We start from the raw sequence: 13,871 nt of genomic DNA on the forward strand, positions 1-13,871 counted from the left end.
TCGGTTCCGACGAAACTGGTCGGGTCGTCGGGCTACCATCCCGGCGGCTAGGGGAGTGTGTCATGACCATGAAGGCGCGAATCACGGCGAAGCGGCAGTCGGCCAGCATCGGCGCGGCGGTGCTCGGGGTGCTGCTGCTCGCGGGCGCGGCCCTGGGCACCGGCATCGCCCGCACCGCGGTGGCGGTCTCCGACGGGCTGACCTGGCTCGGCGACGACCAGCGCGGCGAGGTCGTGCAGGTCAACCCGGCCTCCGGGCGCCCGGAGACGCGGCTGGCGGTCGCGGGCGGGGACGCCCAGCTCGACATCATCCAGCGCGACGGGATGCTCGTGGTGCTGGACCGGCGCACCGGGCAGATCACCGTCATCGACCTGGCGACGCTGCTGGCCAGCGGCCGCAGGCAGGCCGCGCCCGGCGCGGGCAGCAAGGTGCTGCTGGCCGCGGGCAGGCTGTTCATCGTCGACCGGGCGGGCGGGACGATCGCCCACGTCGACCCGGTCACCCTGGCGGACGTGGGCGAGCCGTGGGCCGCGGGCAAGGAGCTGGCCGACGCGGCCGCCGCCGACGACGGTCTGCTGTGGGCGGTCGACGCAGGCGGCGTGCTGCACAGCCTGGAGTGGTCGGACCCGCAGACGCGGTTCGTCGAGCGCGCCAGCAGGCCGGTCCCCGGCGCCGGGCCGCGCACGGTCCTGGTCCCGCACAAGCGCGGCGTGACGCTGCTGGGCCTGGAAGGCGGCGTCGTCCTGCAGGACGGCACCGGCCGCGACCACACCGCCACGACCGCCCCCCAGCCCGGCGACGTGCTCGCCGCCCAGATGAGCCCGGACGACCTCGTCCCGGCTGCCGTGCCCGCGTCCGGGGTCGTGGTGATCCTGGTCGGCGACCGCGTGCTCACCGTCGACGTCGCCGCGCTCGGCTGCCCGCGGCCCGGCCAGCCCGCCGTCTTCCACGACCGCGTGTACGTGCCGTGCCTGGGCTCGGGCAAGGTCATCGTGCTCGACCGCGACGGCCAGCGCGGCGGCGAGGACGTGCGCACCGGCTCCGGCGACCCGCGCCTGGTGTTCGACGACGACCGGCTGTTCATCCAGACCCCGGGCGCGGAGACCGGCGTCGTGGTCGACCCCGACGGCGACACCCGCGCGGTCCGCGTCCGCGACCCCGAGCTGCCGGTGACCGACCCCGAGCGCGACCCGCCGCCGACCGTGCCCACCCCGCCGCCCCCGGACCCGGACGAGCCCACCCGCACCCGGCCCAACCAGCCGCCGCCGCGCGGCGGCGGGGGCCAGCCCTCGGTGAACACCCCGCCGCCTGCGCCGACGACGGCGCCCTCGGCGCCCTCGGTGACCTCTGGCACGCCTGCCGGTCCCGGCCAGCCCGCAGGCATCACGGTCGCGCTGGCCGACCGGAGCGACACCCAGGTCACGCTGCTCATCAGCTGGAGCGCGCCCGCTGAGGAGGGCATCGCCGGGTACACGATCACCGCGAACTCGGCGGGCGGCAGCGCCACCAAGCAGACCGGCGGCACGACCGACCAGATCACCTTGGACTGCGGCGCGATGTGCGCGGCGGGCGGACCGATCGAGATCCAGGTGGCGGCCTACACCAGCGCCGCCGTCGGCTCGCCCGGCGTCACGACGTGGAACCTGCCCGCGCGCTCGGTGCCCGTGACCACCACGGCCGCGCCCCCGCCGCGGACGACGACCGCCCCGCCGCCCCCGCCGACCACCACGCAACCGCCTCCGCCGCCCACGACCACGACCACGACGACCCAGCCGCCGCCTGCCACCGTGCCGAGCGCGGGCGCGACCGTGATCACCGGCGTGGCGAACGCGGGGCTGTACGAGCGGACGATCACGATGGCTCCGCCGCCCGACTGGGCGAACCACGACGGCACCTGCGAGGTCGTCAACCGCACCTACGGCTACACCACCGCGATCGCCTGCTCGGCCACGTCCGCGGTGATCTCCATCGAGGAGGGCTCCAACTCGATCGTCGTGCGGGCGCATGCACGCGACGGGAGCCAGTCGGTGGACTCCGCGGCGCGCGCGGTGTTCAAGCGCATCGATGAGCCGACGTGCAGGCCGGGCGTCCGCTGCGAGCTGCCGCGGGTGGCGTCCGCGCCCGCCCAGGAGTCCGCGGGCACCGAGATCATGGTGGCGGCGGGCATCGGCCTGCTGATCACCTCCGCACTGCTGCGCGTGCGGCGCAGGGGGGAGCACGAGTGACCGCGGCCGTCCAGGTCGGCGAGACCGAGATCGCCGCGTTCCGCACCCTGCACGCGCGCGTCGGCGACGCGGTGGAGACCGCGCTGCGCGGCAAGCGCCCGGTGATCGACCTGGTGCTGGTGTCCCTGTTCGCCGGTGGGCACGTGCTGCTGGAGGACGTGCCCGGCACCGGCAAGACGACGCTGGCGCGGGCCGTCGCGGGCGCGTTGGGCGGGGTGTCGCGGCGGGTGCAGTTCACCCCGGACCTGCTGCCCTCGGACGTGACCGGCACGTCGGTGTACGACCCGCAGACCGGGCAGATCCGCTTCCGGCCCGGGCCGGTGTTCGCCAACGTCGTGCTCGCCGACGAGATCAACCGGGCGGCGGCGAAGACGCAGTCGGCGCTGCTGGAGGTCATGGAGGAGCGCACGGTCACCGTGGACGGGGTCGCCCACGCGGTGCCCGAGCCGTTCCTGGTGGTGGCCACGCAGAACCCCATCGACCTCGACGGCACCTACCGGCTGCCTGAGGCCCAGCTCGACCGGTTCATGCTGCGCACCGCCATCGGCTACCCGGAGACCGACCACGAGCTGGACGTGCTGCGGCCCGGCAGCGGCGCGGGCGCGGTGGCCGCGGTGCCGACCGTCACCAGCCCAGCCCAGGTCGCCGAGTACGCCCGCCGCCTGGCGCTGCTGCACGTCGCCGACCCGATCCTGCGCTACATCGCGGACCTGGGCGCGGCCACCCGGGCCGACGACCGGCTGCGGCTGGGCGCCTCGACCCGCGGCCTGCGGTCGCTGGTGCGCTGCGTCCAGGTGCACGCCGCCGCGCACGGCCGCCACTTCGCCGTGCCCACCGACGTCCAGCGGCTGGTCGTCCCCGTGCTGGCGCACCGGCTGGTGCTCACCCGCGAGGCGCAGCTGGCCGGGATCGCCACGGCCGACGTGCTGGCCGACGTGCTCGACCGGGTCGAGGTGCCCCGGCCGACGGCGCGATGACCGCCCGGGGCGCGGTCGTCCTGGCCGCGGGGGCGCTGTGCGCGGGATGCGGGCTGTGGTGGCGGTACCCGGGCTTGGCGGCCTTGGGGTTCGCCCTCGTCGCGGTGGTGCTGCTGTCCGTTGTGGTCGTCCTGGTCGCCGCCCCGGTCGACGCGACGCGGGAGGTGCGGCCGCGCACGGTCCCGCGGCTGGCGGCCTGCACGGGGTCGGTGGCGGTGACCGGGATGGGCAGGCTGCCGGTCGAGGTGGTGGACCTGGTCGGCGGCTCGCCGGTCGCCTTGGACATCCCGGAGTCGGGGCGGGTGTCGTACCCGGTTCCGACGGAGCGGCGGGGTGTGGTGGCGGTGGGGCCGCTGACAGTGCGCAGGCACGGGCCTGCGGGGCTGGCGGTGTCGTCGCGGGTGGTTGCGGGTGAGGTGTCGGTGCGGGTGGTGCCGCGGGTGCTGCCGGTGCGCGGCCTGCCTGCCGGGGCGCGGCGGGGCCAGGTCGGCGCGGATGAGCGGGTCGAACGCGGGGGCACGGATCTGGTGGGGCTGCGCGAATACGTGCCCGGCGACGACCTCCGTCGGCTGCACTGGGCCACGAGCGCCCGCACGGGCACGCTGATGATCCGCGAGGACGCGGACCCGGCCCGTCCGCACCTGGCGGTGCTGCTGGACGACCGGGAGCCCGCGCATACCGCGGAGTCCTTTGAGGAGGCTGTGGAGGTCGCGGCGTCGCTGGTCGCCTCCGCTGCTGCGGCTGGCCACCCTGTCCGGCTGCTGTCGGCGTCGGGGTCGGTGGACGTGGAGGTGCTGGAGCCGGACGCGGCGGAAGCGTTGGCGGCTCTGGCCGATGTCGAGGCGTCAGCGGTGGAGGGCGTGGCTCCGGTGCCGGTTCGGGATCTGGACGTGGTGGCAGCCGTCGGCGCGTTCGCTGTGGACGAACTGATCCTTGCGGCGGGGCGTGGTGCTTTTGGAGTAGTGTTGGCGGTGGGGTCGGATGAGTCGGTGAGCGCCGGAGGCGCTGTCCTCGTCCTGCGCGGCCCATCCGCCGAATCCTTGCTACGCGCCTGGGACTCGGTGGTCGCATGACGCCGCACGGGACGTTGTCGGCGGGGAGCGCTGTGCCCCTGTTGCGTGGCTGGCCTGCTATCGGGCTGGTGCGCGCCCGGGACACGACGCCACAACTCGCGCGGAACACGACGCAACTTGTGCGGAACACGACGCCACCTGTGCGGGACACGACGCCACTTGGGCGGACGCGGTTCGCATGGGCGGATAGCGCGGTCTCTGCGTTGTCCGGCTGGGCTGTTCAGGTGCCGCTGCCTGCATGGGACTCGTTCGCGTGCAAGCGGTTCGTGAGCCCGTCCGGACCAGCCCGCCTGAGCAACGCTGCTCCTGGTCTGCGTGGCCGTTCTGCTGGCACGCCGCCTGTGCGTGCAAGGCTTGACGGTCGTACGGCGCAGGTCGGGCGGGCGTGGTTCGCGGGGCTGGTTGAGCCAGTCCGCGTGAGCGGTGCTGCCGGGCTGCGCAGTTGGGCGGCCAGGCTGTCTGTGCGAGTGCGGCTTGGGGGTCGCGTCGCGCAGGTCGGAGCGGCGTGGTTCGTGGCGCTGGCGGCGGCGCTCGGCGCGGGTGGCGTTGGTTCCCGGTTGTCTCGCCGGTTTGCTGGGGCGTCGCTGGCTGCTTGCTGCTCGACTTGGTTCGGGTGCAAGCGGTTGGTGGGCCTGGCTGGGCCAATCAGCTTGAGCGATGCTGCTCCTGGTCTGCGTGGCCGTTCTGCTGGCGGGAGTCCCGTGCGTGCGGAGCTTCGCGGTCGTACTGCACAGGCCGGGCGGGCGTGGTTCGCAGGGTTGGCTGGGCCAGTCCGCGTGAGCGGCGCTGCCGGGCTAGGCAGGTGGGCGGCCAGGTTGTCTGTGCGTGCGCGGTTTGGTGGTCGCGGCGCCCAGGCCGGATTGGCGTGGTTCATGGGGCTGGCGGCGGCAGGCTGCGCGAGTGGCGCTGGCTCCCCACTGTCTCGCCGGATTGCTGGGGTGTTGCTGGCTGCATGGTGCCCGGCGTGGTTCGGGTGCAAGCGGTTGGTGGGTCGGGCTGATCCCTGGGTGGCCAGTCGCTCTGCTGAGGCCTCTCTGCGTGCGCGGGGCTTGGTGGGGGTGTGATGCGCGGCGCGTGGGGGCGGTTTGGGTGGTCGGCTGGGGTGCTGGGCGTTGCGGTTGTGCCGTTGGCGCAGGGGTGGGCGGGGAGTTTGGCCTACCTGCTGTTCGCGGCGGCGATTGTGGTGGGGCATGGGCTGGTGGCTGCGGGGGCGCGGTTCGGTGGTGGGGCGGTGTTGGCCGTGTTGCTGCCTGCTGGGCTCTTCGGCGGGTACTTCGCAGCGCGCGGGGTTATCCCGGGTGGGCCGTTGGAGGTGTTGCGCGACAGCGTGCCGCGGCTGCTCACCGCGGCGAGGCCTGCGCCGCCGTCGGTCGACCTGCTGATGCCCGGTGTGGTCCTGGTGTTCTGCGTCGCCGTCCTGGCTGCGGTGTCGTTGCGGGGGACGCGCAAACTCGGGCCGCCGTTGGCCGCGATCGCGCTGTACGCCGCCGGTGCGCTGCTGACCGGTGGGCAGGCCGACCCGTACGGGCTGGTCGCGGTCGGTGTCGTCGCGGCTGTGCTGGCGGGGTGGGTGCGCATGGTCGAGGCGCCGTTGGTGCTCGGTGCGGTGATCGGGCTGGTCGCCGTCGTGCTGCCGGGGGCCAACGCCTTCGAGCCGCGGGAGCTGGTGCGGCCGCCGGTTGCCGATGTGCAGGTGGCCAACCCGCTGCCGAAGCTCGCGGCCTGGGCCGCCGCGCCCGACACCGAGCTGTTCCGGCTGCGCGGGCCGCAGGTGCCCGTGCGGCTGGCCGTGCTCGCCGACTACACCGGCGCCAGTTGGCGTGCCGCGGCGCTGTACGGCCCGCTCGGTGCGGTCGACGCGCCGGATCTGCCCGCGGGCGGGCGAGTGGAGGAGGTGTCGGTCGAGTTCGTCGTGGGCGCGCTCGACGGCACCTGGCTGCCCGGCGTCGGGCGGACGGTGTCGACCAGCATCGGCGACGCGCTGGTCGAGGCCGACTCCGGCGCGCTCGTGCTGCCCCGCGGACTCGTGCCCGGCCTGCGGTACTCGGTGCGCGGCGTGGTCGACGCGCCGACGGACGACGCGCTGGCCGCGGCCGGGGTGCCGGGCGGGACCGCCGTCGGGCGGTACCTGGCCCTGCCGAACCTGCCCACCGAACTCGCGGAGTACGCACGCAAGGCGGTGTCGGCCGCGCGCACGCCGTATGAGCAGGCGGTCGCCTTGGAGCAGGTCGTCCGGCTCGACCGGGTGCCCGACGCCGAAGCGCCGACCGGGTCGTCGTACGCGCGGATCGCGCAGTTCCTCTTCGGCGCTCCGGGCAGCCTCGGCGCGGGCAAGGGGACGGCCGAGCAGTTCGCCACCGCCTACGCCGTGCTGGCCAGGGCCGTCGGGCTGCCCACCCGGGTGGTCGTCGGCTTCCCGCCGGTGCCGGAGGGGCCCGACGGGTACCGGGTCGTGCGCGGCATCGACGCGACCGCGTGGCCGGAGGTGTACTTCGAGGGCTGGGGCTGGGTGCCGTTCGATCCGGTGTCGGGCACCGACAGCGGCCCGAGCGCGGCGGCTAAGCGCGAGGTGCTGGACCGGCTCGCGTCCATCACCGCCTCGCCGACGACGCCCCCGACCGGCATTCCGCCGCTGGTCCAACCGCCCGCCCCGGCGCCGGAGGCCGCGGCCCCGCCGCCGTCGCGGTGGCCGGTCGTCCTGCTGGGCCTGCCTGCGGTGCCGATCTTCCTGCTCGCCGCGCTGCGTGGCGCCCGCCGTTCCCGGCTACGGCGCGCGGGCGCGGCGGGCGCATGGCGGCACGTGCTCGACCTGCTCGTGGTGTCCGGCCAGGCCCCGGCCCCGCGGCTGCCCGCACCAGCGGTCGCCTCGGCGCTGCCCGCACCCGCGCCGCTGCTGGCGGATCTGGCGGACCGGGCGGCGTTCAGCCCCGAGGGCGACCGGTCGGGCGAGGAGCCGTGGCGGCTGGCGCGGGAGGTCCGACGAGCGGTGGCGCGCCGGGTTCCCTGGTACCGCAAGCTCTTGTGGCCCATCGACCCACGCCCGCTGCGCAAGCCCTAACGACTCACGCACACCCGATCCGACGCGCCCCGCTGCGTGGCCGGGTCGTCGAGCCCGATGGCCACGACCTGGAAGCAGTACTGGGATGCGGCGGGGTCGAGGCCGGTGACGACGAAGCTCGTCAGCCCCGCGGCGACGCTGGTGATGGGCGAGGGCGGCCCGTCCGCCGCGGTGACGTCGTAGATGACGAACTGCGCCCGACCGCCGGTCGGGTCCTCCCACAGCAACTCGGCCGAGTCCCCGCGATCGTCCACTTCGGTCAACACCGGGGCGACCGCGGGATCGCCGCCGGGCGGGATCGGCGCGGTGGAGGTCGTGGGCGGAGTCGTGGTGGGCGCGGTGTTCGGCACCCCTTCGCGGGTGGCCAGGAACCCGATCGCCACCCCGATGACGGCCGCGACCACCCCGGCGATGACGAACCCCCGCCACCGGCGTCCGGTGGCTGGTGCGGGATCGGGCTCAGCGGGGTCGGGCATCGCGGGGAAGCCCGGGATCGCCGCGGGGGAGAGCTTCGGCACCGTCGGCAGCTCCCCCCGCTGCCATGACGCCCCGTCGGACCACCCCGCGGGTTCGGCGTGCCCGACCCCGGGCCCGAACTCCGGCGGCACGGGCTCGCCGTGCCGGACGGTGAGATCAGCCAGCCGCCCGGTCATCGTCCCGCGCGGCTCCGGGGGCGGCGGAACGGCCGCGGGCGGTTCGGGCTGGGGAGTGGGCGTGGGCATCGGCCCAAAGTCCGGCAACCGAGTCGCTTCATCGCCCTCGATAGCCGGGTGCCCAGGAGTGACCGCAGTCGGCTCAACAGGTGCCGGGGGCTCGGAATCGGCCGTGCCAGCGGGGGTCGATGCCGCCGCAGAGGGCGAGAGGGGACGCGGACCCGTCGCGGACCCCGCGGATGGCGCGGGGGAGGCCGATGAGGTGGCGGCCTCCTGCTGCACGGCGGTCGGCGAGGAGGTGGTCGAGGGTGGGCTTGCCGGTGGGGCCGCAGTCAGTGGCGGGGTGGTGGCGGAAGGCGTGCTCGCCGAGGCAATGGTGGTGGCTGGGGGTGGGGTGCTTGCGGGTGGGGCGGTCGTCGGCGAGGTTGCGACCGCTTGTGGGGTCGCTGGGAGAGCGGGGGCCGGGGGTGAGGTCGGCGAGGGTGCCGCTGTTGGGGGTGCCGCTAGCGGGGGTGGTGCCTGCGGTGGGGGTGTGGGCGATGGGGGCGCGGCGGCTGGGGTGGGTGCGGACGGGGTTGGGCCGGTGGGGGGTGGGGTGGGGGCGGTGGGTTGCCAGCGGCGGAGGTCGGCGGCTATGGCGGTGAGGGTGTCGTGGAGGGTGGTGGCGTCGGGGTGGCGGTCTTCGCGGTTCTTGCTGAGGCAGCGGGTGATGGCCTCGGTGAGGGCGGGGGGTACGTCAGGGCGGGTGAGGGGGCGGGGGGTGGCGGAGCGGACTCGGGAGAGGTACGACAGGACGGTGTCTTCCTCGGGGGTGTCGCCTGCGAAGGGTGGGACGCCCATGAGGAGGGTGAAGAGGGTGGAGCCCAGGGACCACAGGTCGTCCGCGGCGGCGGGGGTGGCGCCGTCGAGCATCTGGGGGGCGGCGTGGCGGTAGCTGACCAGCTGCAGCGACGCGGAGTGGCCCGCGTCCGCGCCCCGGGCGATGCCGAAGTCCGCCAGCACGTACGACGTCGGCAGGACCAGCACGTTCTGCGGCTTCACGTCCCGGTGCAGGATTCCCTGCCGGTGGGCGAAGGCGAGGGCGTCGGCCACCGCGACGCCGGCGGCGACGACCTCGGCGACCGGCAGGGGGCCGTAGGTCATCAGCCGGTCGTGCAGGGAGCCCAGGTCGTAGTACTCCATGACGATGCACGGCCTGCCGTCCGGCAGCGTGCCGGTGTCCAGCACCGTGACGATGTGCGGGTGCTGGCGGCCGAGCCGGACGGTGATCTCCAGCTCGCGGCGGAAGCGGGCTTGGGTCGCCGGGTCGACCGCCTGCAGGGCCTTGATGGCCACGTCGCGGCCGAGCCCGTCCTGGCGGGCCCGGTAGACCGCCCCCTCACCGCCCTGGGCGATGAGCTGGAAACCGCTGTAGCCGGGGAGCCGCAGGTCCGGGCCAGTGGCAGGCGTCGGCTGCGGGGCCCACGCCCGCATCTCCTCCGCCGACAGGTCGTCCTGCACGCCACGCCCCCGCTTCTCCCCGGCGCATCGTAACGGTCGCACCCCGGGACGGGGTCGATCAGGAGTCGAGGAGTTCCCGCAGCGTGCGGACCCGCTCGGCCTCCACCGGGTGCTCCCAGCTGCGGCGCACCAGCCCGCCCGCGTGGATCGCGGTGACGCCGATGGCGCGCAGCGCGGGGACGTGGGCGTGGCGCAGGCCGCCGCCCGCCAGCAGCCGCGGGCCTGCCACCGGCCAGTCGGTGCGGGCGGCCAGCTGCGGCAGGCCGTCGCCGAGGCCGGTGGCCGAGCCCGCGGTGAGCACGGTGTCCAGGCCGGGCAGCCCGGCCACGTCCGCCCACGCCTTGCAGGCGTCCCCGGCGTGGTCGACGGCCCGGTGGAAGGTCCACGGGCAGCCGTCGACGGCCTCGACGACGGCCGAGGTCGCGGCGAGGTCGACCTCGCCGTCGGGGGTCAGGAAGCCGAAGACGAACTCCTCCGCGCCCGCCGCCCGCAGCGTGCGTGCCGCCTCGACCATGCGCTCCACCTCGGCCTCGTCCGCGGTGAACCCCGCCCCGCCGCGGACCATGACGCGCAGCGGGATGTTGACCGCCGCGCGCATCTCGGCCACCAGGGCCGGGTCCGGGGTGGTGCCGTCCTGGGACATGTCGGCGACGACCTCCAGGCGGTCCGCGCCGCCGCGCTCGGCGGCGCGGGCGTCCTCGGTCGTCAGGGCGATGATCTCCAGCAGTGGTGTGCGCACCCCTCCATAATGGGTCTAGACCAATTGGTCGGTCACGCCGGGGCCGTCCAGCCGTGGTTGGGCGGGGTGTCGCCGGGGCCGCGCAGCACGCAGAACTCGTTGCCCTCCGGGTCGGCCAGCACCGCCCAGCCGTAGCCGTCGGGCTTGCGCCGGTCGTCGACCATCGTCGCGCCGATGCCCAGCAGCCGCTCGACCTCGTCCTCGCGCCGCTCGTCGGGCTTCAGGCACAGGTGCAGCCGGTTCTTGACCGTCTTGGGCTCGGGGACCTGGGCGAAGAACAGCGCCGTGCCGCTGGGCAGCACGACGACCGCCTCCGGGTCGCCGGGCTGGTCGCCCTCGGCCAGCGGGCAGCCCACGACCTGCGACCAGAAGACCGCCAGCCCGTAGGCGTCCGCGCAGTCGACAACGATGTTCTGAACGGTGCTCGTCATGGTCGCAAACCGTTGCGGTCCCGACCCCGCCGCGTCAATCCGGTTTCAGCCCAGCCGCAGCTTGCCCACCCGGCCGCCGGGGCCCGACGCCCAGCACGCGCCGTCGCGGGCGCAGTCCACGCTGTCGAAGGCGCCGGTGTCGAACTGGCGCCACCGCAGGCCGCCGTCGAGGGTGATGTCGCTGCCGGTCGGCCCGACCGCGATGGCCACCGGCCGCAGCACCGGGTGCCAGGCGACCCCGGAGCGGTACCCCTGCGGCGCGCGCTCGGGACGCGCCCAGGTCCGCCCGCCGTCGCGGGTGACGCCCAGCGCGTCGACGCCGCCGGTCGGGTTCGTGTAGTCCCCGCCGACGGCGATCCCGCGCGAGCGGTCCCGGAACGCGGCGGCGTACACCCCGGCGCTCGGCCCGCTCGCCAGCACGGTGTCGTGCGCGGTCCAGGTGCGGCCGCGGTCGGCCGAGCGCAGCACGCGGGCGGTCGCGCCGCCGCCGGTGGACAGCCAGGCGTAGCGCCCGTCGGCCACCGTCAGGCACTGCCCGCTGGCGGCGAACCCGAACTCGCCCGGCAGCGCGGGCGGCATCCCGGCGTCGGGCACGACCTGCCAGCTCGCCCCGCCGTCATCGGTGCTCAGCACCCGGAACTTGCCGTCCACCGGGTCGCTCATGGCCAGGCCGTGCTTGCGGTCGAAGAAGGCCATGCAGTCGTAGAACGCCGTCGGCTCGGCGCTGCGGAAGGTCTCGGCCCACGTCGCGCCGCCGTCGGTGGTGCGGTAGATGCGGGACTGGTCGCCGGGGCCGATCGACATCACCACCGCGGTGCGGGCGTCGAACGCCTCGATGTCGCGCAGGTCGAGCCCCTCGCTGCCGTGCGGGGTGCTGCGCTGCCAGGTCCGTCCACTGTCGACGGTGCGCAGGACGGTGCCGCGCACCCCGCTGGCCCACGCCACCCGGGCGCTGACCGCGGCGAGGCCGCGCAGCTGGGCGTCGGTGCCGGTGGCGGTCAGCTGCCAGGTCAGGCCCGGTGCGGGGCCGGGGTCGCCGCGCCCGCTGCCGGCACCGCCACCAGCGCGGCCGCGACGAGCGCGGCCGTGGTCAAGGATCGCATCATGCCAGCGGACCGTAGCCGACCGGACGCGGACCGAACAGGACCGATCAGCGCATCAGACCGCGGTATGACGGGCTCCTCCGCCACGCACTGCTGGCGCGCGTGCGGTGGAGATGATCGAGTGGGAGCATGCCCGACCCCGTTCCCGCACCGCGGCTGCGGCCGCCCAGGAACCCCGTCGAACGCCGAGCCGTCGCCTGGTGGGCCGTCCAAGCCGTGATCGGGTGGGGGCTCATCCTCGTCGTGCTCGTGATCAGCGCGCTGGCCATCGCGCCCGCGCGCCCGTGGCTGCTGCTCGCCGCGGCGATCACCGCGGTGGCCTGCGTCGTCGACGCCGCCGTCATCTCCCGGGTGCGGTACCGGACGCACCGCTGGGAGGTCACCGACGACGCCGTGTACGCGCGGACGGGCTGGTTCTGGCAGGAGTGGCGGATCGCGCCGATGTCGCGCATCCAGACCGTCGACACCAGGCGCGGCCCGCTGGAGCAGCGCTTCGGCCTGTCGACGGTCACCGTGACCACCGCGTCGGCCCAGGGCGACATCCGCATCCCCGGCCTCGACCGCGCGATGGCCGCCGACCTGGTCCAGACCCTCACCGCGATCACCCAGGCGACCCCCGGCGATGCCACGTGAGCGGCGGCTGGCAGCGGCTCGACCGCCGGACCCTGCGGGTCACCGCGGTGAACCTGCTCGGCGTCGCGCTCGTCGCCGCCTTCCCCGCCTCGGTCTGGCTGCACGACACGGATCTGCCGGTGGCCGTCGTCGTGGCCGCGGGCGGGGTGCTGCTGGTCATCGGCGGCATCGCGCTGGACTGGCTGCGGCTGCGGCACACCCGCTACCGGGTCAGCGACGCGCTGGTGGAGCTGCGGCACGACTTCGTGGTGCACACCGCCAAGTCGATCCCGCGCGAGCGGGTGCGCAGCGTGGACATCGACGCCGGGCCTGCGCACCGCCTCTTCGGTGTGGTCAAGGTGCGCATCGGCACCGGCCAGCAGGACCGGGCGGGCGAGGTGATCACCTTCGACCCGCTGGACCGCGCCGTGGCCGAGCGGCTGCGGCGCGACCTGCTGCGCCGCGCCGAGGAGCCCCAGCCCGCCGAGCGCGGCGCGCTCGCCCAGGTGGACTGGGCGTGGCTGCGGTACGCGCCGCTGTCGGTGTCCACCCCGATCCTGGGCGCGGCGGCCTTCGGCGCGGTCATGCAGGGCGCGGAGTGGTTCGGCGTGCAGTCCGACGTCGTGCGCGTGGTCGGCGACCTGTTCTCGGGCCTGTCGCTCGTGGGCCTGATCGCCGTGCTGGTGGTGGTCGGGTTCGGCGTCGGCGTGGTCGGCTCGCTGGGGCTGTTCGTGGAGATGTGGTGGAACTACCGGCTCACCCGCGAGTCCGGCGCGCTGGTCATGCGCCGCGGGCTGATCACGACCCGCTCGCTGTCCCTGGAGGAGCGGCGGGTGCGCGGGCTGGAGCTGGTCGAGCCGCTGGCCTCGCGGCTGGTGGGCGCGGCCCGGCTGGACGCGGTGGCCACCGGCCTGCGGGTCAAGGACGAGAAGGGGCACGCCGTGCCGCGCACGCTCGCCCCCGCGATGCCCAGGGAGCTGGCGCAGCGGATCGCCGCCGCGGTCCTGGCCGAGTCGCCGCCGCCGACCGACCCCGGCGGGCTGACCCCGCACCCGCTGGCCGCGCGCCGACGGCGGGTGGTCTGGGCGGTCTCGGGCGTGCTGGTCCCGGTCGGCGTGCTCGTGCTGCTGGGCGCGCTGCTGACCGACGTGCTGCTGGTGATCGCCGGGGTGGTCGCCGCGGTCGGCGTGCCGGTCGCGGTCGCGCTCGCCTTCGACGCCTACCGCAACCTCGGGCACGGGCTGCGCGGGAAGTACCTGGTGGCCCGCTCCGGGGCGGTGCGCAGGCGCACGGTCGCCTTGCAGCGCACGGGCGTGATCGGCTGGGCGGGGGTCAGCTCGCCGTTCCAGCGCAGGCTGGGGCTGCTCAACCTGGTCGCCGTGACCTCGGCGAACAGCGGGTCGTACGTGATCCCGGACGTCGACGCGCGGGGCCTGGGCTTCGCCGAGGAGGCCGCCCCCGGCATCCTGGGCCAGTTCCTCGACCAGCCCGAGGCGTAGG

At 75.3% G+C, this 13,871-nt stretch carries 10 protein-coding genes; 6 read left to right on the forward strand and 4 right to left on the reverse strand.

What is annotated here, in order from left to right:
- Positions 1 to 62 precede the first annotated feature (62 nt).
- The 4 genes from ACWEPX_RS14680 to ACWEPX_RS14695 all read left to right on the forward strand — a co-directional run bounded on the left by ACWEPX_RS14680 (position 63) and on the right by ACWEPX_RS14695 (position 7,333).
- Complete coding sequence (locus tag ACWEPX_RS14680) at positions 63 to 2,225, forward strand: hypothetical protein (RefSeq protein WP_451897657.1); 2,163 nt, start codon at positions 63 to 65, stop codon at positions 2,223 to 2,225.
- Positions 2,222 to 3,202: an AAA family ATPase gene (locus ACWEPX_RS14685; RefSeq protein WP_451897658.1), complete on the forward strand. Its 981-nt coding sequence runs from the start codon at positions 2,222 to 2,224 to the stop codon at positions 3,200 to 3,202. Before ACWEPX_RS14680 ends, ACWEPX_RS14685 begins: the two co-directional genes overlap by 4 nt.
- On the forward strand, positions 3,199 to 4,275 hold the full coding sequence (locus ACWEPX_RS14690) for a DUF58 domain-containing protein (RefSeq protein WP_451897659.1): 1,077 nt from the start codon (positions 3,199 to 3,201) through the stop codon (positions 4,273 to 4,275). The genes ACWEPX_RS14685 and ACWEPX_RS14690 overlap by 4 nt, the downstream gene beginning before the upstream one ends.
- A gap of 1,231 nt (positions 4,276 to 5,506) precedes the next feature.
- Positions 5,507 to 7,333 (forward strand): transglutaminase-like domain-containing protein, encoded by a 1,827-nt coding sequence (locus ACWEPX_RS14695; protein ID WP_451897660.1) that lies wholly within the window; start codon positions 5,507 to 5,509, stop codon positions 7,331 to 7,333.
- Here the strand turns inward: ACWEPX_RS14695 and ACWEPX_RS14700 are convergent.
- The 4 genes from ACWEPX_RS14700 to ACWEPX_RS14715 are packed head-to-tail and all read right to left on the reverse strand — an operon-like array spanning position 7,330 to position 11,601.
- The gene (locus ACWEPX_RS14700) at positions 7,330 to 9,486 is read right to left on the reverse strand and encodes a protein kinase domain-containing protein (protein ID WP_451897661.1); all 2,157 of its coding nucleotides are present in this window, start codon (positions 9,484 to 9,486) and stop codon (positions 7,330 to 7,332) included. The genes ACWEPX_RS14695 and ACWEPX_RS14700 overlap by 4 nt on opposite strands.
- 58 nt (positions 9,487 to 9,544) lie before the next feature.
- Positions 9,545 to 10,225, reverse strand: a complete 681-nt coding sequence (locus ACWEPX_RS14705; RefSeq protein WP_451897662.1) for a copper homeostasis protein CutC — start codon at positions 10,223 to 10,225, stop codon at positions 9,545 to 9,547.
- A 32-nt stretch (positions 10,226 to 10,257) separates the two neighbouring features.
- Positions 10,258 to 10,656, reverse strand: a complete 399-nt coding sequence (locus ACWEPX_RS14710) for a VOC family protein (RefSeq protein WP_451897663.1) — start codon at positions 10,654 to 10,656, stop codon at positions 10,258 to 10,260.
- A gap of 45 nt (positions 10,657 to 10,701) precedes the next feature.
- The gene (locus ACWEPX_RS14715; RefSeq protein ID WP_451897664.1) at positions 10,702 to 11,601 is read right to left on the reverse strand and encodes an oxidoreductase; all 900 of its coding nucleotides are present in this window, start codon (positions 11,599 to 11,601) and stop codon (positions 10,702 to 10,704) included.
- A gap of 287 nt (positions 11,602 to 11,888) precedes the next feature.
- Between ACWEPX_RS14715 and ACWEPX_RS14720 the strand changes: the two genes are divergently transcribed.
- Positions 11,889 to 12,392 (forward strand): PH domain-containing protein, encoded by a 504-nt coding sequence (locus ACWEPX_RS14720; protein ID WP_451897665.1) that lies wholly within the window; start codon positions 11,889 to 11,891, stop codon positions 12,390 to 12,392.
- A complete protein-coding gene (locus ACWEPX_RS14725; RefSeq protein ID WP_451897666.1) occupies positions 12,389 to 13,870 on the forward strand; it encodes a PH domain-containing protein in 1,482 nt (493 codons plus the stop codon). The genes ACWEPX_RS14720 and ACWEPX_RS14725 overlap by 4 nt, the downstream gene beginning before the upstream one ends.
- Position 13,871 lies beyond the last annotated feature (1 nt).

The organism is Actinokineospora sp. NPDC004072, assembly GCF_053604195.1.

Bases quoted from the DNA above. Each gene is read 5' to 3' on its own strand.
- ACWEPX_RS14680 (WP_451897657.1), top strand. From the start codon at position 63: ATGACCATGAAGGCGCGAATCACGGCGAAGCGGCAGTCGGCCAGCATC.
- ACWEPX_RS14690 (WP_451897659.1), top strand. From the start codon at position 3,199: ATGACCGCCCGGGGCGCGGTCGTCCTGGCCGCGGGGGCGCTGTGCGCG.
- ACWEPX_RS14710 (WP_451897663.1), bottom strand. From the start codon at position 10,656: ATGACGAGCACCGTTCAGAACATCGTTGTCGACTGCGCGGACGCCTAC.
- ACWEPX_RS14720 (WP_451897665.1), top strand. From the start codon at position 11,889: ATGCCCGACCCCGTTCCCGCACCGCGGCTGCGGCCGCCCAGGAACCCC.